Below are 23,589 nucleotides of genomic sequence, written 5' to 3'. Positions count from 1 at the left end.
AACAAATCAGCATTTCGTCTGGAGGGCAATCATAGAATATAAAAAATAGGGAATATATTCATTCGAATATTCATCTCTACGGCACCCATCAACACTCACATTTCTCGCTTTAAAGCGAGACACTCTTTACAAAGGAAAATCAAGATGAAAATGGCAAAACTCTCACTCTCCATCGCTGCTGTTCTCGGCATGGCGCTCACCTCGGCCCAAGCCTCCGCCACTGACGGCACCATCTCGTTCACCGGCCAGCTGGTCGGGTCCACCTGCAAGATCAACGGCAACGACAGCGGCACGCAAACCAACGTCAACGTCACGCTGCCGACGCTGTCGGTCACCGCACTGCGCGCGGTCGGCTCGACCGCCGGTGTTACGCCGTTCCAACTGAACCTGACCTCATGCTCGGGAGCATCTGCGCAAACGCACTTCGAGATCGGTTCGACGGTCGATTCGGCTACCGGCGCACTGGTCAACCAGACCGCCGGTGGCTCCAATGCACAAGTTCAGTTGCTGAACGACAAATACCAGCCGATCAACATCACCACCAATGCCAATTCGCAAACGGTAACGATCACGGATGGTTCCGCAACGATGCAGTACTACGCGCAATACCTGGCGGCCAAGGCAGCCGCTAACGCGGGCCAAGTGACGTCGCAGGTCACGTTCTCGATGAACTACAACTAAGCGTCAGATGGCCGCGCTATTGCGCGGCCATTTAAACACCGATTTCAAACCATGAACTTTTTAACGCGCCATTCTCTTGCGGCCCTTTATTTACTCGGTGCATTGCTTTCGGCAAGCGCCCACGCCAACGTCGTCATTTCCGGGACGCGAGTCATCTACCCGGCCGAACAGCGTGAAGTGAGCGTCAAACTCACCAACGAGGGAGATCGCCCCGCTCTGATGCAGGCTTGGATCGATAGCGGCAATGCCAACGAATCGCCCGAAGAGAGCGCTGCGCCGTTCATGCTGACCCCCCCGCTCGCGCGCGTCGAACCGGGCAAGGGCCAGACGCTCCGTCTGGTTTATCTGAAAGAGCCCCTGCCAGTTGACCGCGAATCCGTGTTCTATTTGAATGTCCTGGATATTCCGCCCAGTGCACGCCCTGGTGACGAGCACAATCAATTGCAAGTCGCGTTCCGCACGCGCATCAAGATTTTTTTCCGGCCCAGCGGTCTACACGGCGATCCGGATAGCGCCGCTGAACAGCTCACATGGAAGCTGATACGCGAGAGTTCCGGCGCCTATACGCTCGAATGCCAGAACACCAGCCCATACCATGTGTCGCTGACTGAAGTCCGATTGCAGCACGACGGACGGACAGAGGAAGGCGGTGTGGGAATGGTTGCGCCTAACGCCACTTTTCGTTTCGCCTTGAAGAGCTTGGCAACGTTGCCCACAGGCCCGCTGGAACTGCATTACACGTCGATGAACGATTACGGTGCCGGCGTACCGCATCAAACGCAGATCATGCCTTAAAGGGCTGGCGAAGATATGGGAGGCCTGCCACGCCATATCGCCCGTAGTCAGGCCCCCCTGCTGAGGAGCAGGCGATATCGATACGCGATCAGAAAGCCTCGGAACGCATCGAATCGCCTCTGCCAATGCCAAACCGCATCCCCTCGAAACATCCGGGAAGTGGGAGCCGTTCTCAAAAATGTACCGCTGACTGACGACACACTGCTCGTCCTGACGTCTGGTATTCCACATACGAATTTTTCTACCAATTCGCTTGAACCCCGACGGGATTCGCCGACGCAGCCTGCGCAAATAATCGCATATAGGCACGCTGAGTTTTAAGAAAAATACTATCCAAAAATAAAAACATTTTCAACATAACATCGCCGAATTTATTCGAATTCGTCAATTTAAATTCAATCCCCATCGGTGATGAGCGCGTGAATAGATTTTATCGACACACGCCATCTTTATAAATCTTTACAAAGAGATTTCCCATGTCCGCAACTCGTACCAACCGTCATCGGCCGGCTTCCGCACACGGGGTACCTGTCCGCCCAGCAAGCGCGCTTATCGCGGCGCTACTGATGGGCGGTTTTGCGGCTGCGTCGAATGCAAGGGAGCTACGGACAGCGAGCACTCCAACAGACTACGGGGAAGGCAAAGCACCCGCCCAGCTTGACGGCGCCGCGCAGGACTCGAACGCCCCGACAGACGGGGATGTGATCTTCAATCCTACGTTCCTTAAAGGTCGGCGTGACAACGCCGTCGATCTATCCCGGTTCGAGCGTGGCGGCCAAACGATGCCCGGCGTCTACCGCGCCGACGTGTACGTCAATGGAAATTGGGTCACCAGCGAGGACATCACGCTGCGGGCGCATGCCGGCGAACCAGCGCAGCCGTGCTTTACGCCGGCGATGCTGGAGCGTTATGGGGCGAACGTGGCAAGCCTCTCTCCGGACGCGCTCAAACCGCTCGCCGCGGCAAATGCGTGCGAACGTCTGGAAGCGCTCTTGCCAAATGCGACCGCCAGCTTCGATGCGGCGGACCTCCGCTTGATCATCACCGTACCGCAGGCTGACATGCGCCGCACACCACGCGGGTATGTCGATCCCAAATATTGGGATCGTGGTGTGAATGCCGGCTTTATCGATTACAACGCGAACCTCTACAGCACCGACTCTTACGGTACCGCGCAGACTCAGGGCTTCCTGGGATTGAACACCGGCGTCAATGTGGCCGGCTGGCAACTGCGCTCCAATTCGTCGCTGAGCTGGCAGGATTCCGGCAGCGGCGGCAGCCGCATGCAGTGGCAAAACGTAGCGACTTACGTCCAGCGGGACTTGAAACGCCTGCGATCACGCATCACGCTCGGCGAGAGCTTTACTAGTGGTGAGTTGTTCGACAGCGTGGGTTTCCGTGGCGTGCAGATTGCCAGCGATGACCGCATGCTGCCGGAATCAAAGCGCGGCTATGCACCTATTGTGCGTGGAGTGGCACAGACCAACGCGAAGGTAACGGTGCGCCAGAACGGCAACATCATCTATGAGACGACCGTTGCGCCCGGGCCATTTGTCCTTGATGACCTGTACGCCACAGGATATGGCGGCAACCTTGATGTCACCGTCCAGGAAGCCGATGGCCGCCGGAATACTTTCAGTGTGCCGTACGCATCCGTTTCTCAGCTACTGCGCCCAGGAGTCACCCGCTACGCGTTGACGGTCGGCCAGTTGCGTGACTCGAGCCTGCGTGGCAAGGCCCCCTACTTTGCGCAGGGCATCATGCAGCGTGGCATCACCGACCAGATAACACTGTACGGCGGGCTGCTCGGTGCGCAGGGCTACGGTGCAACGCAGGCAGGCATCGCCATCAACACGAAGGCGGGCGCGATCTCGGTAGATGCGACTGCGGCCCAGACCTCCGTACCGGGCGCATCATCGATGCGCGGGCAAAGCTATCGTGTCGGTTATAGCAAGCTGCTCGAGCAGACCAGCACGAACCTGACAGTAGCCGCCTACCGCTACTCGACCAGCGGATACCTAAGCTTGCAGGACGCCGCGCGCCTGCGCAGTTACGCGCGCGCCGGCGAAGACACGAGCGCGGTTTGGCAAGCGCGCAGCCGCTTCCTGGTGTCCGCCAACCAGCCGCTTGGAGACCGTCGCGGCAACCTGTATGTCTCCGCTTCAGCGCAGAACTACTGGAACCGACCCAGCAGCGACGTCCAGTTTCAGATTGGCTATACCAACAGCTGGCGCAGCATCTCGTACAACCTTAGCGTGTCGCGCATGCGCAGCGGCAACGACGGTCGACAGTATTCCCAGTTCTATGTCGGCGTCACAATTCCCCTCGGCCGTGTCAGCCGCACCATCGCCACGGTATCGACCAACTTGACGCACGATACGCGGGGCAACACACAAGCCCAAACCAGCTTTAACGGCACGGCAGGCGATCTCAATCAGCTGAGCTACAACCTTCACCTTGACGCCAACAATAGTGCGAACACCGGCACCGCCGTTGGTGGCGGCGCGAACCTGCAATATCGCGCTCCCTTCACGGAGCTGCGCGCCGGCGCCAGCACAGGCTCGCACTTCCGGCAAATGTCCGTCGGCGCGATGGGCTCTATCGTGGCGCACCCCGGCGGCATTACGTTGGGCCAGTCGCTGGGCGACACGATCGCCATCGTTGAGGCGCGGGGTGCCAAAGGCGCCTCGTTAACGAATGCGCCGGGTGTACGCGTTGACCGGCATGGCTATGCAATCGTCCCGTACCTGACGCCATACAGCCTCAACACTGTCGAAATCGATCCGAAGGGATCGCCAGCGGACGTCGAAATCAAGGAAACGTCGCAGAAGGTGGCGCCACATCTCGGGTCCGTCGTCATGCTGCACTATCAAACCGTCAGGGGACGTACCTTGCTCGCGCATGCGACCCTGCCTGACGGCAAGCCGCTGCCCTTTGGTGCTGATGTGATTGACCCCTCGGGCAGCAGCGTTGGTGCAGTCGGCCAGGGCGGACAGATCTATGCGCGCGTGCCCGCCGACTCAGGCACGCTCACAGCCAAATGGGGCGAGCGATCCGACCAGCGCTGCAGCTTTGGTTATGCCGTCCCCGCCTCGCCACTTCCGGACAGTCTCCCTTTGCGCCTGAGCGTCAAATGCGAGTTGCCGACGATTGCAGCAGCGGCGCTGAAATCGGGCGCTAAAACCAGAAGATAAGCAATCAATGCCAACGCGACCCGAATACGCTCGCACCGCCGACATCGCATCGATTGGAAAAAGTGGAAATCAATGAAAATGACCGCGCAACTATCACGCAATTCGCATCTGCATAAAACTTATACACATCCATCCAACCTGGCAAAAGCTATCTATTTTGCCATTGGGATGACCACCGCCTTCTGGAGCATGAACGCTCAGGCGGCGGCAACATGCAGCGGTGGTGGCGTCACCAGTACGTTAAGTATGCCCGCCACAATTTCAGTCCCACGTGATGCTGTAGCGGGCACCAACTTGACCGGCTGGATATTGGGCCCGTCGCAATCATCCGCCTTCAAATGCAATACGACGAACATCAACTCTTCGGGAGCAGGGGTCCTGTACATCGGCTCGGGAACCGACACAGGAATGCGGATAGCCGACCCGGGAGGCACGCAAGGAAGCGCCAGAGTTTATACAACGAACGTACAAGGAATCGGTTTAGCCGTATCCGTTCGCCTCTATGCCAATAACTGCGGCTGGACTTCATGGTCGAAATTTATTGGCGCTGATAGTCAAATCTACCCATATATTGCATCATATTCCTGCAATGGAAATACCCAACCCGATGGTGGCCAGATTGCCTTTGCCTACGTTAAGCTGAACGACTCCATTCAGGCTGGCGGATACATTACGTCAGAGAGAATAGTGAATATGGTTCCGCAGCACCATCAAAGTCAATTGGGCGGAACTTGGTCGCCAAATTATTATCAGAACGGCAGTACGTTGATCGTCCCACAAACGTGCTCAACACCGAATGTCACTGTCGCTATGGGTACGGTTCAGACCAAGCTATTTACTAGCATTGGAAGTAAAGCGGCACTAAAGCTCTTCAACATCTCGTTGCTCAACTGCCCTAGCGGAATCAAAACTGTTTCGTACCAGATCGACCCCGTAACTCCGATTTTGGATTCAGCCAATTCGGTGGTGGCATTGGTGCCATCCACCGCCACCGGCGTCGGACTACAGTTGATGAACAGCTATGGCACGCGGCTTCAGCTGAGTCAACCAATTCCCTTCACCAGCTACAGTTCAAGTGGCGGTAATTTTTCCATTCCTCTGCTCGCCGCCTATTATCAGACTGGCAGCGTCGTTACGCCGGGACCGGCCAATACCTTCTTGCAATTTACAATGACGTATCAGTAGCACTGAAAATCGAGGATATATCTTTTCCTGATTGATATTTCCTGATTCCGACAGCAGACCGGCTATTGCTGGAGACCGAAGACATACACATCGAAATCCGGGGCCGCACCGCGCAAACGGACCGCCTTCCATGACGCTGAGTGCCCCGTCCCGATGCGAATTGTAGGCGCTACGTGTTTTGAAACAATTAGCGAAATTTTTAGATTTGAACCTCGCCTAAAACGGCTGCAACCTCCGGAATAGAAAATATATTGAGATACAATCCGTACGCATCAGACGCAAGACGGCGTCCCTTGGTGCCAGCTTCGATGGGGCGAGGATGCGATGGATGAATTTTCGGTTCGTGTGATCGTCGCGGACGATCACCCAGTGACGGGGCACGGTATAGCGCATGGTTTGAGCCGCATGCCCACGATCGATGTCGTTGCGGTGGTGTCGGACGCCAAAGCCCTGGTCAACCAGCTGGACACCACACCTTGCGACGTGCTGATGCTCGACTACGTGATGCCCGCGGCTGCGGGGCAGTACGGCGACGGCCAAGCATTGATCGCCTTCCTCAGGCGACGCTACCCGCAATTGCGGATCGTAACGGTCACGATGCTCAGTTCTCCCCCGGTGTTTCGCGCGCTGCAGCTGCTTGGCGTGCACTGCATCGCAAGCAAATCCGACTCGATTTCACACATGGTCGCCGCCGTGCACGCGGCTTACGCTAACGGCAGCTATCTGTCGCCAGCGATCGCTTCACTCGTCACCCAAGCGGATATTGGCTCCGGCAGCGCGCTGTCGAAACGAGAGTCGGAGATCGTCCGGCTCTTCCGCGAGGGTTATAAGGTGACGGAAATCGCTGAGAAACTGCATCGAAGCAAGAAGACCATCAGTGCACAGAAACTGGCGGCAATGCGCAAGCTCGGCATCACGCGTGACGCCGACTTGATCAAATACGCGGATTCCCTCGGGCCGTTCGTCAACGCCGAGCCTCCAGCGACAAACTAAGACACGCCTGCACGCGCTGGGCCCCACAGACGGACGCACTCCGACAATCGTCAAGCGCGCCGTCGGCGATGCGATTCTGGATGGACTACATAGCGCGCACCAAGGCGACCGGCATCAATTGCTGGCAGCGCCCTCGGCATCCATCTCCGCAAACACCGTCTGCGCCAGATGGAACGCATGGTTGGCTGCCGGCACGCCACAGTAGATGGCGGTCTGCAGCAGCGTTTCCTGAATCTCGTCGCGCGTGACGCCGTTGTTGGCAGCGGCACGCAGATGCAGACGCAGCTCACCGTCGCGGCCGAGGGCGACCATCATGGCAATCGTCAGCAGACTGCGCGTGTGGCGCGGCAAACCAGGGCGCGTCCAGATTTCGCCCCAGGCATAGCGCGTGATGAGATCCTGGAACGGCGCGGTCAACTCGGTTTGTGCGGCGTTGGCACGGTCGACGTGCGCATCGCCAAGCACAGCGCGCCGCACTTCCATGCCCGCAGCGTAGCGTTCACGATCATCCATGCGCGACCTCGCGCGCAACGCCCGTCGTCAAGAAGCTGACCAGCGCTTCGGTGTAGCCGTCAGCCTGCTCCCAGTTGGAGAGGTGGCCAGCGGAGAGTTCGATGTATTGCGCACCCGGCACGCCGTCTGCAATGAGCTTGGTCTGCGCGGCGGGCGTGGAGATATCGTGCGTGCCGCCAATTACCAGCATCGGCACACGGATGCTCGGCAGTTGCGCACGCAGATCCGCATCGCGAATCGCGCCGCAGTTGCCGTTGTAGCCGGCGTCCGGCGTGGACAGCAACATCGCCTTGACGATGTCGACGCGGCTTGCGTTGGCATCGCGGTAGCCCTGCGTGAACCAGCGCTCCAGCACCGTTTCCGTAATGCTGGCCATACCGCCCTCTTCGACCTGCGCGACGCGCGTGTTCCAGCTCTGCTGCGTGCCGATCAGCGCGGCGGTGTTCGTCACCACCATGCGCGGGAAGCGCTCGCCGTGATACGCGGCCAGCCACAGGCCAGTCAGGCCGCCCATCGACAGGCCGCAGAACAGCGCAAGCTCAATGTTGTAGTGATCGAGCAGTGCAAGCACATCCCCGCCGAGTTGGGCGACGCCAAACGGCGCGTCGGGCACGCTCGACTGGCCGTGGCCACGCTGGTCATAGCGCAACAGGCGGAAGTGCTGACGCAGCGCTTCGAGCTGCGGCTCCCACATGCCCAGGTTCGTGCCCAGGGAGTTCGACAGCACCAGCACCGGCTTACCCGTGGCGGGCCCATCATCGAATTCGTGATACAGGCGGACATTGTCGTGTTCAAGCCAGGGCATGGTGTCTCCGTGGAATGTGTGTTCAGGGATGGCGGCGAGCGTGTTCGGCAAGCACGCGGTCGACTGCGGCGCCCGCATCGCCCAGGTAATGATTGGGATCGAGCAGCGCGCTCAGCCGTTGCGGCGTGGCCGTGCCCCAGATGCGCAGGACGTCGGCGTCCTGGGCCAGCACGTCATACAGCGTTTTGCTCTCTTGTAAGGCTTTGCGACTGGCAGCTTCGACCACATGGTGTGCTTGCAGGCGACCAAGATCTGCGCCGAGCGCCAGCATCACGGCTTCACCGAGGATCAGGCCGTGCGTGAGGTCGAGATTCGCGCGCATGCGAGCGGCGTCAACATGCAAACCTTCAACAATCTCGCACATGCGATCGAGCGCGCCGGCGGCAAGACAGGTCATCTCACGCAACGTCGCCCATTGCGCCTGCCAACCGCCGAGCGCGCGTTCGTGCTCCTGCGGCAACGCAGACAGCAGCGTGCTCGCCAACCCCGGCATGCGCGTGGCCGCAGCAAGCACCGTCGCGCAACCGACCGGGTTGCGTTTATGCGGCATGGTGGAAGATCCGCCCTTGCCCGCACCGGACGGCTCGGCAACCTCGCCGACCTCCGTCTGCGTCATTAGCGACAGGTCGCGCGCGCAGTGACCCAGCGTGCCGGTCAGCAGCGCAAGCGTCGCGCCAATATCGGCGATTCGATCTTGCTCGCCGTGCCACGACAGCGCAGGCAGCGGCAGATCAAGTTCGTGCGCCAGCGTTTGAGCAACGGCACGTGCATGTTCGCTCAGGCTGGCAAGCGTGCCCGCCGCGCCGCCAAACTGCAGCGCGGGCACATGCGCGCACAGCGCGGCAAAGCGATCCTGCGCGCGATGCACCGCGTCCAGCCAGCCCGCAACCTTGCGCCCGAACGTGGTCGGCAGGGCTTGCTGCAACCACGTGCGCGCCACCATCGGCGTATTGCGATGACGTTGCGCCAACGCGGCCAGCGCGTCCGCCAGCTTCTGCAAATCCGCTTCGATCAACTCCGCCGATTGCCGCCACTGCAGCATCAGACCGGTATCGATGATGTCCTGGCTGGTCGCGCCCCAATGCACGTAGCGCGCGGCGTGTTCATCGTGCTGCGCGACGGCGGCGGTCAGTTGCTTGACCAGTGGGATCGCCAGGTTGCCAGCGCTGGCAGCGGCGGTGCCCAGCGCGTCCAAGTCCAACGTGACGTTGGCGCACACCGCGCGAATCGGCGCAACGGCTTGCGCCGGAATCACGCCAACCGCGCCCTCGGCCTGCGCGAGCGCGGCCTCCACATCGAGCATCGCGCGCACCGTGGCCGCATCGGACCACACCGCCAACATGGCCGGTGTGGAGAATGCGCGATCGAGCAGTCCGCTGGTCATCGTCGTATCAAACGCGTTCGATCACCAGCGCAATGCCCTGGCCCACGCCGATGCACATCGTGCACAGCGCATAGCGTCCGCCCGTGCGTTGCAGCTGATACATCGCCGTCGTCACCAGGCGTGCGCCGCTCATGCCGAGCGGGTGGCCCAGTGCGATGGCGCCGCCATTCGGGTTGACGCGCGGGTCGTCATCACGCAGGCCCAGTTGACGCGTCACAGCCAAACCCTGCGCAGCAAAGGCTTCGTTCAGTTCGATCACGTCCATCTGATCAATCGTCAGGCCCAACTGCTTGAGCAGCTTCTGCGACGCCGGTGCCGGGCCAATGCCCATCACGCGCGGTGGCACGCCAGCGGTCGCCATGCCGACGATGCGCGCACGCGGGGTTAGGCCAAAGCGCTTGGCGGAGTCTTCGTTGGCGAGGAGCAGCGCACAGGCGCCATCGTTGACGCCCGAAGCGTTGCCGGCGGTCACGGTGCCGTCCGGACGCACCACACCCTTGAGCTTGGCGAGCGCTTCCATGCTCGTCGCGCGAGGATGCTCATCCCGGTCCACCACGATGGCGTCGCCCTTCTTCTGCGGGATCGTCACGGGCGTAATTTCCTGCGCGAGCGTGCCGTCTTCCTGCGCACGCGCGGCGCTGGCCTGGCTGCGCAGCGCGAAGCGGTCTTGGTCTTCGCGGTTGACCTTGTAGTCGGTGGCGACGTTCTCGGCGGTTTCGGGCATCGAGTCGACACCATATTGCGCCTTCATCAACGGGTTGACGAAACGCCAGCCGATGGTGGTGTCGTAGATGGCGGCATCGCGCGAGAAGGCGCTCGCGGCCTTGCCCATCACGAACGGCGCGCGGCTCATGCTCTCCACGCCGCCCGCGATCATCAGCGAGGTCTCACCCGAGCGGATGGCGCGCGCAGCGGTGCCGGTCGCGTCCATGCCCGAGCCGCACAGGCGGTTGATGGTCGAACCCGGCACGCTGTCCGGCAACCCGGCCAGCAGCAGCGACATGCGCGCCACGTTGCGGTTGTCTTCGCCGGCCTGGTTGGCGCAGCCGAAAATCACGTCGTCGATGGCCGACCAGTCGACCTGCGGGTTGCGCGCCATCAGCGCCTTGAGCGGCACCGCGCCAAGATCATCCGCACGCACGGCAGACAGGCTGCCGCCGTAGCGGCCGATGGGGGTCCGGATGGCGTCGCAGATAAAGGCTTCGGTCATGATTGTTCTGTCTCCAATAGTTCTAGGCACGACGCAACGGCGCCGCCGTCATCGTCTGCAGCGTATCGAAATCGAGGCCGTCGGCCATCTCCCGCACCACCAGCCCCTCGGGCGTGATGTCGATCACGGCGAGGTCGGTGTAGATGGTATCGACACAGCCGATGCCCGTCAGCGGGTACGTGCACGACGGCACGATCTTGCTTTCGCCCTGCTTGGTCTGGTGCTCCATCATGACGAAGACGCGCTTGGCACCAATGGCCAGATCCATCGCTCCGCCCACGGCAGGAATTGCATCGGGTGCGCCGGTGTGCCAATTGGCCAGGTCGCCCGTGGCTGACACCTGGAAGGCGCCGAGCACGCAATAGTCGAGATGGCCGCCTCGCATCATGGCAAACGAATCGGCGTGATGGAAGAACGATGCACCGGGCTTGATGGTGACCGGCTGCTTGCCGGCGTTGATGAGGTCTTCGTCTTCTTGCCCGGGCGCGGGCGCGGGGCCCATGCCCAACAGGCCGTTCTCGGTGTGCAGGATGATTTCGCGGTCGGCCGGCAACTGATTGGCCACCAGCGTCGGCAAGCCGATGCCCAGGTTGACGACCGAGCCATCGGGAATATCACGCGCCACACGTGTAGCGATCTGGTCGCGCGTCCAGCGCTGAACCTTGGCGGTAGTTTCGGCGCTCATGCGGCCTCCTTGGCTTGCGCAGCGTTGCCGAGTTGCACGACGCGCTTCACAAAAATGCCCGGCGTGACGATGTGCTCCGGGTCCAGCTCGCCAAGCTCCACCGTCTCGCTGACCTGCGCAATGGTGCACTTGGCCGCCATCGCCATCACCGGCCCGAAGTTGCGTGCCGTCTTACGATAAACGAGGTTGCCCCAGCGGTCTGCGCGCAGGGCCTTGATGAGGGCGTAGTCAGCGGTCAGCGGCAGCTCGAACACGTACGGCTTGCCGTCGATGATGCGCGTTTCCTTGCCTTCGGCCAATTGCGTGCCATAGGCGGTCGGGCAGAAAAAACCGCCGATGCCGGCGCCCGCGGCGCGGATGCGCTCGGCCAGGTTGCCTTGCGGCACGAGCTCCAGTTCGATTTCGCCGGCGCGGTAGAGCGCATCGAACACATACGAATCGGCTTGGCGCGGGAACGAGCAGACGATCTTGCGCACGCGGCGCGCCTTGAGCAGCGCCGCCAGGCCCGTCTCGCCATTGCCGGCGTTGTTGTTGATGATGGTCAGTTCACGCGCGCCATGCGCGATGAGCCCGTCGATGAGTTCCGATGGCATGCCGGCGGTACCGAACCCGCCAATCATGATGGTGGCACCGTCCGGGATATCGGCCAGGGCGGCCTCCACAGACGGACAAAGCTTGTTGATCACGTGCATTCTCCGGCAAGGGCGCCGCACATTCTCGATGGCTGGCGCGGTTCGGAGCATCGCTGGGGCCGGACATGGCCGAGCCGCAACCGGGCGGCCTGCGAGTCTCCTGTTTGGCGATTGGATCGACACAGGCCTTTGCTGTCCGGCCCACGTTGGCTTACCCGCATTTGTTCGCTATACGAACTCACGTTCGATCCAAGAACTAATCTACGCCTCCATTCCCGAGCGTGTCAAGGCGTACGCATACCGATCAGCCGTTCGAGTAGCGAAACCGGGGCAATGCCAGTAGTCTTGAGGCCACTGCGCCGCTTTCGCCTTTCTTTGCATGTCTGCTACCGAACTGCCCACCGAAAAACCCAGCGATTCCTACGTCCAGTCCTTTGCACGGGGGCTGTCGGTCATTCGCGCGTTCAATGCCGAACGCCCCGAGCAAACGCTCTCCGAAGTCGCCGAGGCCACTGGCCTGACCCGCGCGGGCGCCCGCCGCATCCTGCTCACGCTGGTCAGCCTGGGTTATGTCAGCTTTGAAGGCCGCCTCTTCCGCCTCACGCCCAAGATCCTGGATCTCGGGTTCGCCTACCTCACCTCGATGCCGTTCTGGAACCTGGCCGAGCCGGTGATGGAGGAACTCGTGCAGACAGTGCACGAAAGTTGCTCTGCCTCGGTATTGGATGGGACGGAAATCGTCTACGTGCTGCGCGTGCCGACGCAGAAGATCATCGCGCTGAACCTGTCGGTCGGTAGCCGCCTGCCGGCGTTCTGTACGTCGATGGGCCGCGTGCTGCTGTCGGGCCTGCCCGAGGATCAGCTCGACATTGCACTGCGCGAGTCGGACCGGCGGGCACGCACGCAGCGCACCATTACAGACGTCGATGCACTGAAGGAGATCATTACCGGCGTGCGCCAACAGGGTTGGGCGCTGGTCGACCAGGAGCTTGAGGAAGGGCTGATTTCGCTGTCGGCGCCAATCCGCAATCGGGCAGGCGATATCATCGCCGCGATGAATATCAGCGGACAGGCCAACCGGACTTCCGGCAAACAGATGACGAAGCAGTTTCTTGGTCCGCTGCAGCAGGCGGCCGAGCGCATTTCTGCCATGGTGCGGGTACGGACCTGACCTGAGTTAAAGGCGGCAGCGCCCAGTGCGCTGCGCGCCTCGCATCCCGACAGTTTTTTCAATAAAATTGTGGCTCCGTGGGCAAAGAGGATGTCTGTGACTCAACACACCGCCATTCACACCGGTCTGGATGTGAAAGGCCGCCAACGCCGGGCGCGTGCTTCGTGCATCCTGGCGCTTGCCCTGCCGTTGCTGTCCAGCCCTGTGTGGGCCCAATCGACCACGCTGGCGACGGCCATGCAGGAATTGACGCCGCTGGCCCGCATGCTGGTGGGCGCCGCCACGGGTCGCAGCACGGCCGCCGCCGGCGTGCCGGCCCTCACGGGCCCCGCCCGCAATGCAGACCGTGCCCTTGCCCAGGCCTGCGCCGAAATCAACCGCTTCACCCCGGTCCCGCTCGACCGCGAGACCTCGCTGGCGCAATGCTCGCTGGCGCAGAAGAAAAACCTCGTCTTCGTCATCACGCTGACCAACTACGCAGCGCACTCGGCCGCATCGCAGGGCTTTCGGCTGAATTTCGTGCCGATCCTGCAGAAGAACATCTGCAACAACGGCGACGTGCGCATCCTCACGCGCCTCGGCCTGAGCCTGGTCTACCGCTATCGCGGCAACGATCACGAGACCGTGGGCGACGTGCCCATCAACGAATCGATCTGCGGCACGCTCTAAGCCCACGCTCTGCCCCGGGAATCCCCTGATGGAGCGCAGTCGGCTGCCATGTCATTAATGGCAGACAAAGTCTCATTTGATCCAACGTCTGCCGGCCCCCTGCCTTGCTGTGCCAGCCTTACCGGGCTGCACGCGCGCAACCCGGCATCCCCAACGTCCCGCCTGTGCACTGCACCCCCGCCCTGCTTGCCACAACTGGTCTGTGCCACTTCGGCAAGGACTATAGTTGGGCGTTCCACGCAAGCCTGGGGCGGGCATTCCGCTCGCCGTCATATGGTTATCCGAAGTCCGCGCATGCAAACCGCGCATACGCCGGTATGCTCGCGGGCGATCCCGATTCCGATTCGCACGCTGTTCACCACCCAAGTCGTCAAGGAGGAAATCCGATGAAAACAAACCGACATCTGACGCAATTTGCGGGTGCCGCCATCCTGGCCGCGGCAACCCTGGTCGCCACCACCGCGCACGCTGATCAAATTTCCGACATCAAGAAGAAAGGCGAGCTTGTCTGCGGCGTGCTCGGCACCGACGAGCCATTCAGCTTCCTGAAAGACCCGATGAGCCGCGAGATCGTCGGCTATGACGTCGACATGTGCGACGCCATCGCCAAGAGCCTGGGCGTCAAGCCCGTGCTCAAGCAATTGGCTGTGGCCGCGCGCCTGCCTGAACTGCAGCAAGGCCGCGTCGATCTGCTGGCCGCCTCGCTCACGCACAACAAGGAACGCGAAGCGCAGATCGACTTCTCGGTGTCGACCTTCATCACCGGCCAGAAGGCGATGGTGAAGAAGAGCAGCGGCATCACGTCGCTCGCCCAGCTTGATGGCAAGAAGCTCCTGACAGTCAAGGGTTCGACCATGGAAGCCAACATTGCCAAGACCATCAAGAACGCCGACGTTGTCTCGTTCGACAACAGCCCGCAGGCGCTGCTGGCCCTGCAGCAAGGCAAGGGCGTCGCCTACGTGAACGACGAAACCACGCTGATCGGCAACATGGCCAAGATGGGTCCGGCAGCGAAGGACTACGCGCTCCTGCCGCAAAACCTGTCGACCGAACACCTCGCACTGGGCATCCGCAAGGGCGAGCCCGCCTTCAAGAAGCAGGTCGACGACGTGCTGCTCGGCATGGAAAAGAGCGGCGAGGCGCAGAAGCTGTTCGACAAGTGGTTCGGCCCGAACACAAAGATGGCCTTCCCGCAGCGCACCTTCAAGATTTCCACCGACAAGATCGATTAATCGTTAAAGGTCGGGCCGCCCAGACGCCGTTCTGGGCGGTGAATCTCCATGCCCCATTTTGATTTGTCGATGCTGCTCTCTGGGCAGTATCACCAATGGCTCGTCAGCGGTTTCTTCCTGTCGATCAAGCTCTCTGTACTGGCCTTCGTGCTGGCGCTGCCGCTTGCCATCGTGGTGGCGCTGCTACGCCTGGCGCCCGCCGCACCGCTACGCGGCATCGGCCAGACTTTCGTCGAAGCCATCCGCAACGTGCCGCTGCTCGCCCACATGCTGTTCTGGTATTTCGGCGCGCCGCAGATGCTGCCAGAGTTCATCCGGGACTGGCTCTACAGCATGAACTACGAGGCCGCGAGCGCCGTCATTGCGCTCGTGCTCTACACAGCCGCTTACATGGCGGAGGACATCCGCAGCGGCATCCGCTCGATCCCTAAGGAACAGCTTGAAGCCAGCCGCGCGCTCGGGCTCTCATTCCTGCAGGCCATGCGCCTGGTGGTGCTGCCGCAATCGCTGCGCGTGACGGTTCCACCGCTGGTCAGCCAAACGTTGAACCTGTGGAAGAACTCGAGCATCGCCATGGTCATCGGCGTGGCCGAGCTGATGTACCAGGCACAGCAGGTGGAGTCCGCCACCTTCCGCGGCTTTGAAGCGTTTGCGTTTGCCACCGCCGCCTATCTGACCATCTCGATTGCGATCACGGTGTTCTCTGCCTGGTATCAGCATCGCTACCCCGTGCGGACGCTGTAGCCATGCTCGATCTCATTCAAACCTACGGTATCTATTACCTGATCGGCCAGTACCCGAACGGGCCGCTGGGCGGGCTGGCGCTGACGTTCCTGCTGGCGTCCGCCGGCCTCGTGCTGGCACTGCCGATGGGCATCATCCTGGGCCTCTGCCGCGTGAGCCCGATCGCCGCGCTGCGCTGGCCTGCCACCGCACTGGTCTATATCGTGCGCGGTACGCCGCTGCTGATGGTGATCTTCTGGGCGTATTTCCTGCTGCCCTCCGTCACCGGCCAGCGCACGGATCAGTTCAGCACCATGCTGACCGCGCTGGTGATTTTCGACGGTGCGTATCTGGCGGAGATCGTGCGCGCGGGCATCCAGGCGTTGCCGCGCGGGCAAATGGAGAGTGCCCGATCGCTCGGTCTGTCGTACATGCAGGCAATGCGGCGGGTGATCCTGCCGCAGGCGCTGCGCAACATGCTGCCGTCGCTCGTCAACCAGCTTGTCTCGACCATCAAGGAAACCTCGCTGGGCTACATCATCAGCCTGCCCGAGGTGTCGTTCGTGGCTGGGCAGATCAGCACCGCTGTGATGGTCAAGTCCGCCGAGGTGTACGGCCTGCTCGGCATCAGCTACTTCATCATGTGCTTCAGCCTGACACGCGTGGCGTTCTATCTGGAGCGCCGCCTTGCAGCGCGCACGCGTTAGGGTCTGATGGAACACAAAACCATGAACATGATCACGATCGAACACGTCGACAAGTGGTACGGCGACTACCACGCGCTGGTCGACATCAACGAAACCGTTGCCAAGGGTGAGGTGGTGGTGGTCTGCGGGCCGTCGGGCTCTGGCAAGTCGACGCTCATCCGAACGTTGAACCGGCTCGAAGCCATTCAGAAAGGCCGGATCGTCGTGAACGGGCACGAAGTCCATGCGCCAGGCGTGGACGTCAACGTACTGCGCAGCGGCATCGGCTTCGTGTTCCAGCAGTTCAACCTGTTTCCGCACTTGACCGTCATGCAGAACTGCACGCTGGCGCCTGTGCAACTCAAGCGCATGGCGCCGCAGGAAGCAAAGGACTTTGCGATGCGTCTGCTCGAACGCGTGGGGCTGCCGCACAAGGCCGGCGCCTACCCCGGCGAGCTGTCGGGCGGCCAGCAGCAGCGCGTGGCCATCGCGCGTGCCCTGGCCATGAAGCCGCCCGTCATGCTGTTCGACGAGCCGACCTCCGCGCTGGACCCGGAAATGGTGAACGAGGTGCTGCTGGTGATGAAGGACCTCGCCCGCGATGGCATGACCATGGTCTGCGTCACGCACGAGATGGGTTTCGCACGCGAGGTGGCAGACCGCGTCCTGTTCATGGACCAAGGCCAGGTGCTGGAGCGCGCCACGCCGGAAGACTTCTTCCAGCGCCCGCAACACCCGCGCGCACAACGCTTCCTGGCCGACATCCGCTCGCCCTGGAGCGAACCGGCCTGAACCAAGGCGGCGCGCAGAAAAAATAGGGGGGACGATGTCCCCCGCTTTTCTTTGCCGTTTGCTTAACCCTGTTCACGATCCGTAGCGAGCGGTCCGAGGTTGGCCCGAGAAGCGCAGCCGTACATGGGTACGGCGAGCATCACAGGGCCAAGATCGGACCGCGCAGTAGGATCGTGGGCAGGGTTATTGAATGGCCTTGTCGTTCGGGTGTGCGTACAGCTCCTTCATGCCGGCCGTCATCGGGTAGTTCAGGTTCAGGCCCTTCGGCGGAATCGGCGACAGGAACCACTTCTTGTACAGATCGTTCGCCTTGCCCGACTTCATCAGGTCGGCAATCACGTCGTCGGCCACTTTCTTGAACGCCGGATCGTCCTTGCGCATCATGCAAGCGTAGGTTTCGGTCTGCAGCGGCTTGCCCGTGACAACCCAGTCAGCCTGGTTCTTGGCCTTGGTGCGCTCCCCATACAGCAGCGGCTCATCCATCACGAAGGCCACAGCGCGGCCCGATTCCAGCGTCAGGAACGCCTGGCCATGATCCTTCGCGAGGATCAGGTTCATCTTGTCGGCATCCTTGGCTTCACCGTTCATCTTCTGCAGGATGCGGTCTTCGGTCGTGCCCGCGGTGGTCACCACGGTCTTGCCCTTCAGGTCGGGAAAGTCCTTGATGCCCGAGTCCTTCTTCACCAGCATCAGCATGCCGTAGATGAAGATGTTGTTCGAGAACGCCACCTGCTTCTGGCGCTCAAGGTTGTTGGTGGTCGAGCCGCACTCGAAGTCGATCGTGCCGTTCTGCAGCAGCGAAATGCGGTTCTGCGACGTGATCGGCGTGAGCTTGACCTGCAGCTTCTTGCCCACCGTCTTTTCCACACCCGCGATGATCATGTTGGAGATCTCTTGCGAATAGCCGGTGATGGTATTCGCGTCAGCCTGATACGAGAACGGAATCGACGACTCACGATAGCCCACCGAGATCACGCCCGATTGCTTGATCTTGGCCAGCGTGTCGTTCGACTGCGCCTGCGCGCCGGTCGACAGCACTACCAGCGCGCCGGCCGCAGCCAGTGTCAGGCCGGACAGAATACGTTTGGTCGAATGCAAGGTCTTCATGCTTCCCCTCCTATGGGTGTGTTCGCTCCAGACTACTTGGGTTACCAATTGGCGCGGGCCAGATACGTATCATCGGGCCTGCGCGCTCGGTCTTTTGAATCTCGTTCTTGTGTCACGCGGCCAGCGCATACGGCACTGGGGAAATCGCGGGCTTGCGGCCGGCAATCAGATCGGTCAGCAAGCCTGCGCTGCCCAGCGCCAGCGTAAAGCCGAGTGCGCCGTGGCCCACGTTCAACCACAACCCTTCCACCGGCGATGCGCCCACCACGGGCACGCCCGTTGGCGTCGCAGGGCGCATGCCAGCCCAGGGTGCGGCATCGGCACCCGCATCATTCGCCCGCATGGCGCCCGGAAACAGCGCGCGCGTTTCGTCATACAGCGTCTGCGCGCGGCGCGTGTCCAGCGCCGTTGACCAACCCACCAGATCAGCCATGCCCGCCACACGCAGGGTCTGCCCGATGCGTGCATAGACGATCTTGCGCGCGGCATCCGTCACGCTGATCACCGGGGCAACATCGCCCTCGCCCAGCGGCAGGCTGATGCTGTAACCCTTCAGCGGATACAGGCCCGGGTCGATGCGCAATGGGCTGAGCAGGCTGGCGCTGGTCACGCCCGCAGCCATCACCACCGCATCGGCGGCAACTTGCTCGCCATCGTCCAGTTTGAGGCCGCGCACACGGCGCCCTTCGGTCCACAACGCTTCCACACCGGTATTGAAGCGCAGCATCACGTTCGGCATCGCGCGCAGCCGGTTGAACAAGCCGACGCAGAGTTGGTGGCAATCGGCCACGTCTTCGTCTGGCGTGTAGATGGCGCCGACAATCTGGTCGCGCACGCCGGCAAGCGCGGGCTCGTGGGCGACCGCCTCATCGGCAGACAACGCATGCTGCTCACACCCAAGCGTGGCCTGATAGCCGACCTGCGCGCGGGCAGATTCAAACGCCGCAGCATCGCGATGCACCACCAGCTTGCCGCGCCGGGCAAAGCTGAATGCCAGATCCGGCAGCGCCTCCCGCAGCGCTTCCATGCGGGCGCGGCTGTAGAACGACAGTGCGAGCAACTCACGCGTGGTGCGATCGGCACGATCACGATTGCAGGCCGCGATAAAGCGCAGCCCCCAGCGCAGCAATGCCGGGTCCAGCGACGGTTTCAGCCGCAGCGGCGAATCGCGGCGCAGCAGCCAGCCTGGCACATGGGAAAGCACACCGGGGCCCGCCAGCGGCGCCACATAGCTGTAGCTCAACTGACCACCGTTGGCATAACTGGTGCCCTCGCCCGGGCCCGAATGCCGCTCGACCAGGGTGACTTGATGGCCTTCCTGAGCCAGCGCATAGGCCGTGCTGATGCCGATGATGCCGGCGCCGACTACTGCTATTTGCATGAAGAAGCTGCGAGATTTGAAATGTCGGGTGCAGCTTAAGGAGCCCAGCGGTGGTTGGGCAAATGCGGAGTTGTTGCGGGGGATGTTGTGGGGCTATGGTTTTTTTTGGACTTGGTGGTCCATCCCTTGTTTCATCCCCTGCCGGGGCTGACTCACTTTCTTTGTCTTGCCAAAGAAAGTAAGCAAAGAAAGGCGCGCCCGAGATGGCGACTTCCCCTTGAATTTCTGTAACCGTGCGGGGAAGGAGACAAACTCGCTGCGCTCAGACAGCCTCCTTCTTGTTTCCGCCGGCTGACACAAAGATTCAAGAGGCGCCATCCAGGGCAGGAACGGACAAACCGGCAGTGGGCCGCGGTCCGTGCGCAAGTCAGCTTAAGCGGGATGCGAAGCGGATCGGCACGCCGAAGGAAGAATTGCGGCTTTCGCCCTCAATGTCAGTTGCGGCTACCAATATCGGCAGGCAGGCACCCTTTCCACCAAAGGCCGCGTCCGCCATTCAAGGGGCACGCGCTGTCCAGATATCGCCGTACCGAAAGCTGACGGTCGCAAACGCATACAAGCAATGGCGCGCCTCGCGCATGGTCCGGGCCATGCCGCTGCGGCCAAATTCACCCGTCGGAATGGGTCACTCGTCGATCAGCTCAATGGTCACGACGCCTTCACGCTGCTGGCCAAGTTTGCCGATCGCGCTGTCGATGCTCCCGAGGCGAACCAGTCCCCGCGCGTAGGGCGCCGTCTTGTAGAACAGGGCCAGGTTGCCCCACGGGGCGTAGTAAGCCAAGTCGCCCGCATCGGCGTCTGTACCCGCCGGCGCGCTATCCACAGTGAGTTCGTGGGGCAAGTAGGCGATCTTTTCTGCCGAGCCGAAGTCGCTCACCTCCAGTTGCAGCGGCAGCATGGATACCAACTCGTACGCCGCTGGCTGGTCGATCAGGGTGACGGTGAACGCGTCAGCAGAAAACCGAAAGCGGATCCTCATGGGCGCCATTCCAGACTGCATTGCAGGCCCGGCCATATCACGCCGCGTACTGGTGGTCGTCGACCTGCTCCATCCACTGGGCAGCCGATCCGTCACGCACTTCTTGGATGGCGATGTGCGCCATGGCATGAGTGGCCGAGGCGCCATGCCAATGCTTCACACCCGGCGGAACCCATGCAACGTCGCCAGGTTGGAGGGCGCGCCGGTCCTCGCCCCAAGCCTGGATCCAACCCTGGCCGGCGGTGACGATCAGGATCTGACCCACGGGGTGCGCATGCCAGGCTGTGCGGGCGCCGGGTGTGAAGGTGACCAAAGCGCCAGACCCCGGTGAGTGTGAGTTCGGCCCGAACATCCCGTCCACCACGACGGTGCCGGTGAAGAGTCCAGCCGCGCCGAGGGCCGAGGGTCGCGCGCCGACGGGGGTGACCTGAATGGTTGGCTGACGGGTCTGCCCGTCCGAGGCCGGCGAGCCAGCATTGGTGGTGATTGGGTCGTGCATATCGATACTCCTCGGGCATGAGGTCTGACGAAGGCAGGGGCGCACGGCCGGTTCACCCGCGTCAATACCGCCCGCGATTACGGGTCGTTGTTTCGCCCTTCCGGGCCTTGGAACGACTGTAGCGGCCATGCCCATTCAGCACTAGACTGCACAATCGGCATGGACTTATGGCTCGTTTCGATCAATGGACAGCGAGAACCTCAACGACCTGTACGCATTCCTCGCTGTTGCGCAGGAGCGCAGCTTCACCAAAGCCGCTGCCAAGCTTGGGCTGTCGCAGTCCACTCTGAGCCATACCGTCAGAGGACTGGAAACACGGCTGGGCGTGCGGCTGCTGACGCGCACGACGCGAAGCGTGGCGCCGACCGAAGCCGGTGAACAGTTGCTGCAGAGCGTGAGGCCCAAGCTCGAGGAGATCGCCGCCGACCTCGCGGCCGTGCGCGAATACCGCGACAAGCCTGCCGGCACCATCCGCATCACCGCGATCGACATCGCGGCCGACCTATACCTGTGGCCCCGGCTGCGGCCGTTGCTCGAGAGCTATCCCGACCTGAGAATCGAGATCGCTACCGACTACCGATTGGTGGACGTCGTCACTGAGCGCTTCGACGTCGGCGTGCGCATGGGCGACCAGGTGGCAAAGGATATGGTCGCTGTACGCATCAGCCCGAACATGCGCGCGGCGATTGCGGCTTCACCGGCGTACCTGGCCAAGCATGGAACGCCACGAACCATCGACGACCTGGCCCGACACCAGTGCATCACGCTGCGGCTGAGCAACGGCGCCGTCTACGCCTGGGAGTTGGTAGACGACGGCAAGGGCTTGGCCGTCAAGGTGGACGGACAGGCCACCTTCAGCGGGGCCTACCAGATGATTCAGGCCGCCATCGACGGCTGCGGCCTGGTGTTCGTGCCCGAGGATGCGCTCAAGCCCCACGTCGACGCGGGGCGCTTGGCATGGGTGATGGAGGACCACTGGCCGACCTGGCCGGGTTGGCATGTCTACTACCCGAGCCGACGCGAGTCATCTCGCGCACTCAAGCTGGTAATCGAAGCCCTGCGCAGTCCGGCGGTGCCGGGCTGATTCGGCGCCACGCGCCGCGCAGCGTTCGGCCATTGATCGCCGCGCAACAATGATTGCGCATGATTCATGGGCCACCTCGATAAGGCCATGCGATCTGCGGCGTCTAGTCCTGAGTGCCCTGCGGCCGTAACCTGCTGGTTAGCCTTGGGATGGAGCCCGAGGTCTCACATCAGGAGCAAGGAATCGTGGAAGGCAAAGTCATCATCATCACGGGCGCCTCGTCGGGCATCGGCGCGGCCACCGCCAAGCTCCTGGCGTCCAGGGGAGCGAAGGTCGTGCTGGGCGCACGGCGGCAGGACAAGCTCGAGGCGCTGGCCGACGAAATCCGCGCCGCCGGTGGCGAGGTCGCCTACCAAGTGCTCGACGTCACGAAACAGGCCGACAACGATGCCATCGTCAAACTGGCTAAGGAAACCTTCGGAAAGGTCGACGTGATCTTCCTGAACGCGGGGATCATGCCGAGTTCACCCCTGTCGGCGCTGAAAACAGACGACTGGCACGAGATGGTCGACATCAACATCAAGGGCGTGCTCAATGGCGTGGCGGCGGTACTGCCCACCTTTACCGCCCAGAAAGCGGGGCAAGTGATCGCCACGTCGTCGGTCGCGGGGCTCAAGGCTTACCCAGGCAGCGCTGTGTACGGCGGCACGAAGTGGTTCGTGCGCGACTTCATGGAGGTGCTGCGCATCGAGTCGGCCATGGAGGGCACGCACATCCGTACCGCCACCATCTACCCTGCCGCAATCCACACCGAACTGCTGAATACGATCAGCGACAAGGCTACTTCGACCGGCATGCACGCGCTGTACGAGACTCACGGCATTTCTCCAGATCGTATCGCCAGCGTGGTGGCGTTCGCGATCGAGCAGCCGGCGGACACGACGGTGAGCGAGTTCACTGTGGGGCCCACCACGCAACCCTGGTAAGACGAAACAGCGTTCTGAGCTCCAAACTTTCGACCAAAAAGCGCCGGTTGCCGAGTTCGAAGCCCCAACCATGGAGCGAAGAGCCCGGCGCTCAGCACTTCAAGTCCCAATGGCCGAGCAAAAAGCATCATGGGGTCGCTGCAAAAAGCAGCAACCGCCAAGCAAAAAGCCTCGCGGCTGGCGCTTGGGGCGCGGTGCGCGAGGCTTGAAGGGTCGTGAACGGGGGTTGAGGTGTCGCGGGCGGGGCTCCGGATGCCAGCAGA

At 61.9% G+C, this 23,589-nt stretch carries 23 protein-coding genes; 13 read left to right on the top strand and 10 right to left on the bottom strand.

Annotation, left to right across the window (positions count from 1 at the left end):
- Nucleotides 1–144 precede the first annotated feature (144 nt).
- The 5 genes from BG83_RS0101900 (at nt 145) to BG83_RS0101885 (ending at nt 6,848) form a co-directional block, all read left to right on the top strand.
- Nucleotides 145–681, top strand: a complete 537-nt coding sequence (locus BG83_RS0101900; protein WP_024975136.1) for a fimbrial protein — start codon at nt 145–147, stop codon at nt 679–681.
- Between the two features lie 51 nt (nt 682–732).
- Nucleotides 733–1,476, top strand: a complete 744-nt coding sequence (locus BG83_RS0101895) for a molecular chaperone (protein WP_024975135.1) — start codon at nt 733–735, stop codon at nt 1,474–1,476.
- A 476-nt stretch (nt 1,477–1,952) separates the two neighbouring features.
- The gene (locus BG83_RS0101890) at nt 1,953–4,670 is read left to right on the top strand and encodes a fimbria/pilus outer membrane usher protein (RefSeq protein ID WP_080693638.1); all 2,718 of its coding nucleotides are present in this window, start codon (nt 1,953–1,955) and stop codon (nt 4,668–4,670) included.
- A gap of 72 nt (nt 4,671–4,742) precedes the next feature.
- A complete protein-coding gene (locus BG83_RS28495) occupies nt 4,743–5,855 on the top strand; it encodes a fimbrial protein (protein ID WP_080693637.1) in 1,113 nt (370 codons plus the stop codon).
- Nucleotides 5,856–6,179: 324 nt separating this feature from the next.
- Nucleotides 6,180–6,848, top strand: coding sequence for a response regulator transcription factor (locus BG83_RS0101885; RefSeq protein WP_024975133.1), 669 nt, complete (start codon nt 6,180–6,182; stop codon nt 6,846–6,848).
- A gap of 114 nt (nt 6,849–6,962) precedes the next feature.
- Here the strand turns inward: BG83_RS0101885 and pcaC are convergent, their stop codons facing one another.
- Genes pcaC through BG83_RS0101855 form a run of 6 tightly spaced genes read right to left on the bottom strand, consistent with a single transcriptional unit; the run spans nt 6,963 to nt 12,137 of the window.
- Nucleotides 6,963–7,361, bottom strand: coding sequence for a 4-carboxymuconolactone decarboxylase (pcaC, locus tag BG83_RS0101880; protein WP_024975132.1), 399 nt, complete (start codon nt 7,359–7,361; stop codon nt 6,963–6,965).
- The gene (gene pcaD, locus BG83_RS0101875; protein WP_024975131.1) at nt 7,354–8,166 is read right to left on the bottom strand and encodes a 3-oxoadipate enol-lactonase; all 813 of its coding nucleotides are present in this window, start codon (nt 8,164–8,166) and stop codon (nt 7,354–7,356) included. Before pcaD ends, pcaC begins: the two co-directional genes overlap by 8 nt.
- Nucleotides 8,167–8,188: 22 nt before the next feature.
- A complete protein-coding gene (locus BG83_RS0101870; RefSeq protein ID WP_024975130.1) occupies nt 8,189–9,550 on the bottom strand; it encodes a 3-carboxy-cis,cis-muconate cycloisomerase in 1,362 nt (453 codons plus the stop codon).
- Nucleotides 9,551–9,557: 7 nt separating this feature from the next.
- Nucleotides 9,558–10,760 (bottom strand): 3-oxoadipyl-CoA thiolase, encoded by a 1,203-nt coding sequence (pcaF, locus tag BG83_RS0101865; protein ID WP_024975129.1) that lies wholly within the window; start codon nt 10,758–10,760, stop codon nt 9,558–9,560.
- 22 nt (nt 10,761–10,782) lie between these two features.
- The gene (locus BG83_RS0101860) at nt 10,783–11,445 is read right to left on the bottom strand and encodes a CoA transferase subunit B (protein WP_024975128.1); all 663 of its coding nucleotides are present in this window, start codon (nt 11,443–11,445) and stop codon (nt 10,783–10,785) included.
- Entirely contained in the window at nt 11,442–12,137 is a 696-nt protein-coding gene (locus BG83_RS0101855; RefSeq protein ID WP_419177587.1) for a 3-oxoacid CoA-transferase subunit A, read from the bottom strand. Before BG83_RS0101855 ends, BG83_RS0101860 begins: the two co-directional genes overlap by 4 nt.
- Before the next feature lie 319 nt (nt 12,138–12,456).
- Between BG83_RS0101855 and BG83_RS0101850 the strand changes: the two genes are divergently transcribed.
- From BG83_RS0101850 to BG83_RS0101825, 6 genes are all read left to right on the top strand, one after another.
- Complete coding sequence (locus tag BG83_RS0101850; protein WP_024975126.1) at nt 12,457–13,248, top strand: IclR family transcriptional regulator; 792 nt, start codon at nt 12,457–12,459, stop codon at nt 13,246–13,248.
- A 90-nt stretch (nt 13,249–13,338) separates the two neighbouring features.
- Complete coding sequence (locus BG83_RS0101845) at nt 13,339–13,917, top strand: hypothetical protein (protein ID WP_024975125.1); 579 nt, start codon at nt 13,339–13,341, stop codon at nt 13,915–13,917.
- Nucleotides 13,918–14,303: 386 nt separating this feature from the next.
- The gene (locus tag BG83_RS0101840) at nt 14,304–15,149 is read left to right on the top strand and encodes an ABC transporter substrate-binding protein (protein ID WP_024975124.1); all 846 of its coding nucleotides are present in this window, start codon (nt 14,304–14,306) and stop codon (nt 15,147–15,149) included.
- A 48-nt stretch (nt 15,150–15,197) separates the two neighbouring features.
- On the top strand, nt 15,198–15,893 hold the full coding sequence (locus BG83_RS0101835) for an amino acid ABC transporter permease (RefSeq protein ID WP_024975123.1): 696 nt from the start codon (nt 15,198–15,200) through the stop codon (nt 15,891–15,893).
- Nucleotides 15,894–15,895: 2 nt separating this feature from the next.
- On the top strand, nt 15,896–16,579 hold the full coding sequence (locus BG83_RS27555; RefSeq protein WP_037031491.1) for an amino acid ABC transporter permease: 684 nt from the start codon (nt 15,896–15,898) through the stop codon (nt 16,577–16,579).
- A 21-nt stretch (nt 16,580–16,600) separates the two neighbouring features.
- Complete coding sequence (locus BG83_RS0101825; RefSeq protein WP_024975122.1) at nt 16,601–17,350, top strand: amino acid ABC transporter ATP-binding protein; 750 nt, start codon at nt 16,601–16,603, stop codon at nt 17,348–17,350.
- Nucleotides 17,351–17,533: 183 nt separating this feature from the next.
- Here BG83_RS0101825 and BG83_RS0101820 read toward each other — a convergent pair whose 3' ends face one another.
- From BG83_RS0101820 to BG83_RS0101805, 4 genes are all read right to left on the bottom strand, one after another.
- Nucleotides 17,534–18,457 carry a glutamate/aspartate ABC transporter substrate-binding protein gene (locus tag BG83_RS0101820; protein ID WP_024975121.1) on the bottom strand — a complete coding sequence of 308 codons (924 nt, stop codon included), beginning with the start codon at nt 18,455–18,457 and terminating at the stop codon, nt 17,534–17,536.
- Between the two features lie 112 nt (nt 18,458–18,569).
- Entirely contained in the window at nt 18,570–19,838 is a 1,269-nt protein-coding gene (locus BG83_RS0101815; protein WP_024975120.1) for a D-amino acid dehydrogenase, read from the bottom strand.
- 625 nt (nt 19,839–20,463) lie between these two features.
- The gene (locus tag BG83_RS0101810; protein ID WP_024975119.1) at nt 20,464–20,817 is read right to left on the bottom strand and encodes a cyclophilin-like fold protein; all 354 of its coding nucleotides are present in this window, start codon (nt 20,815–20,817) and stop codon (nt 20,464–20,466) included.
- Between the two features lie 37 nt (nt 20,818–20,854).
- Nucleotides 20,855–21,316: a cupin domain-containing protein gene (locus BG83_RS0101805; protein WP_024975118.1), complete on the bottom strand. Its 462-nt coding sequence runs from the start codon at nt 21,314–21,316 to the stop codon at nt 20,855–20,857.
- Nucleotides 21,317–21,500: 184 nt separating this feature from the next.
- Here BG83_RS0101805 and BG83_RS0101800 point away from each other — a divergent pair, with 184 nt between their 5' ends.
- Nucleotides 21,501–22,400, top strand: a complete 900-nt coding sequence (locus tag BG83_RS0101800; RefSeq protein WP_024975117.1) for a LysR family transcriptional regulator — start codon at nt 21,501–21,503, stop codon at nt 22,398–22,400.
- Nucleotides 22,401–22,582: 182 nt separating this feature from the next.
- Nucleotides 22,583–23,326 (top strand): SDR family oxidoreductase, encoded by a 744-nt coding sequence (locus tag BG83_RS0101795; RefSeq protein ID WP_024975116.1) that lies wholly within the window; start codon nt 22,583–22,585, stop codon nt 23,324–23,326.
- Nucleotides 23,327–23,589 lie beyond the last annotated feature (263 nt).

Origin of the sequence: Ralstonia pickettii (genome assembly GCF_000607165.1) — a bacterium.
GTDB classification, from domain to species: domain Bacteria; phylum Pseudomonadota; class Gammaproteobacteria; order Burkholderiales; family Burkholderiaceae; genus Ralstonia; species Ralstonia holmesii.
This window is presented reverse-complemented; position numbering and strand designations above follow the sequence as displayed.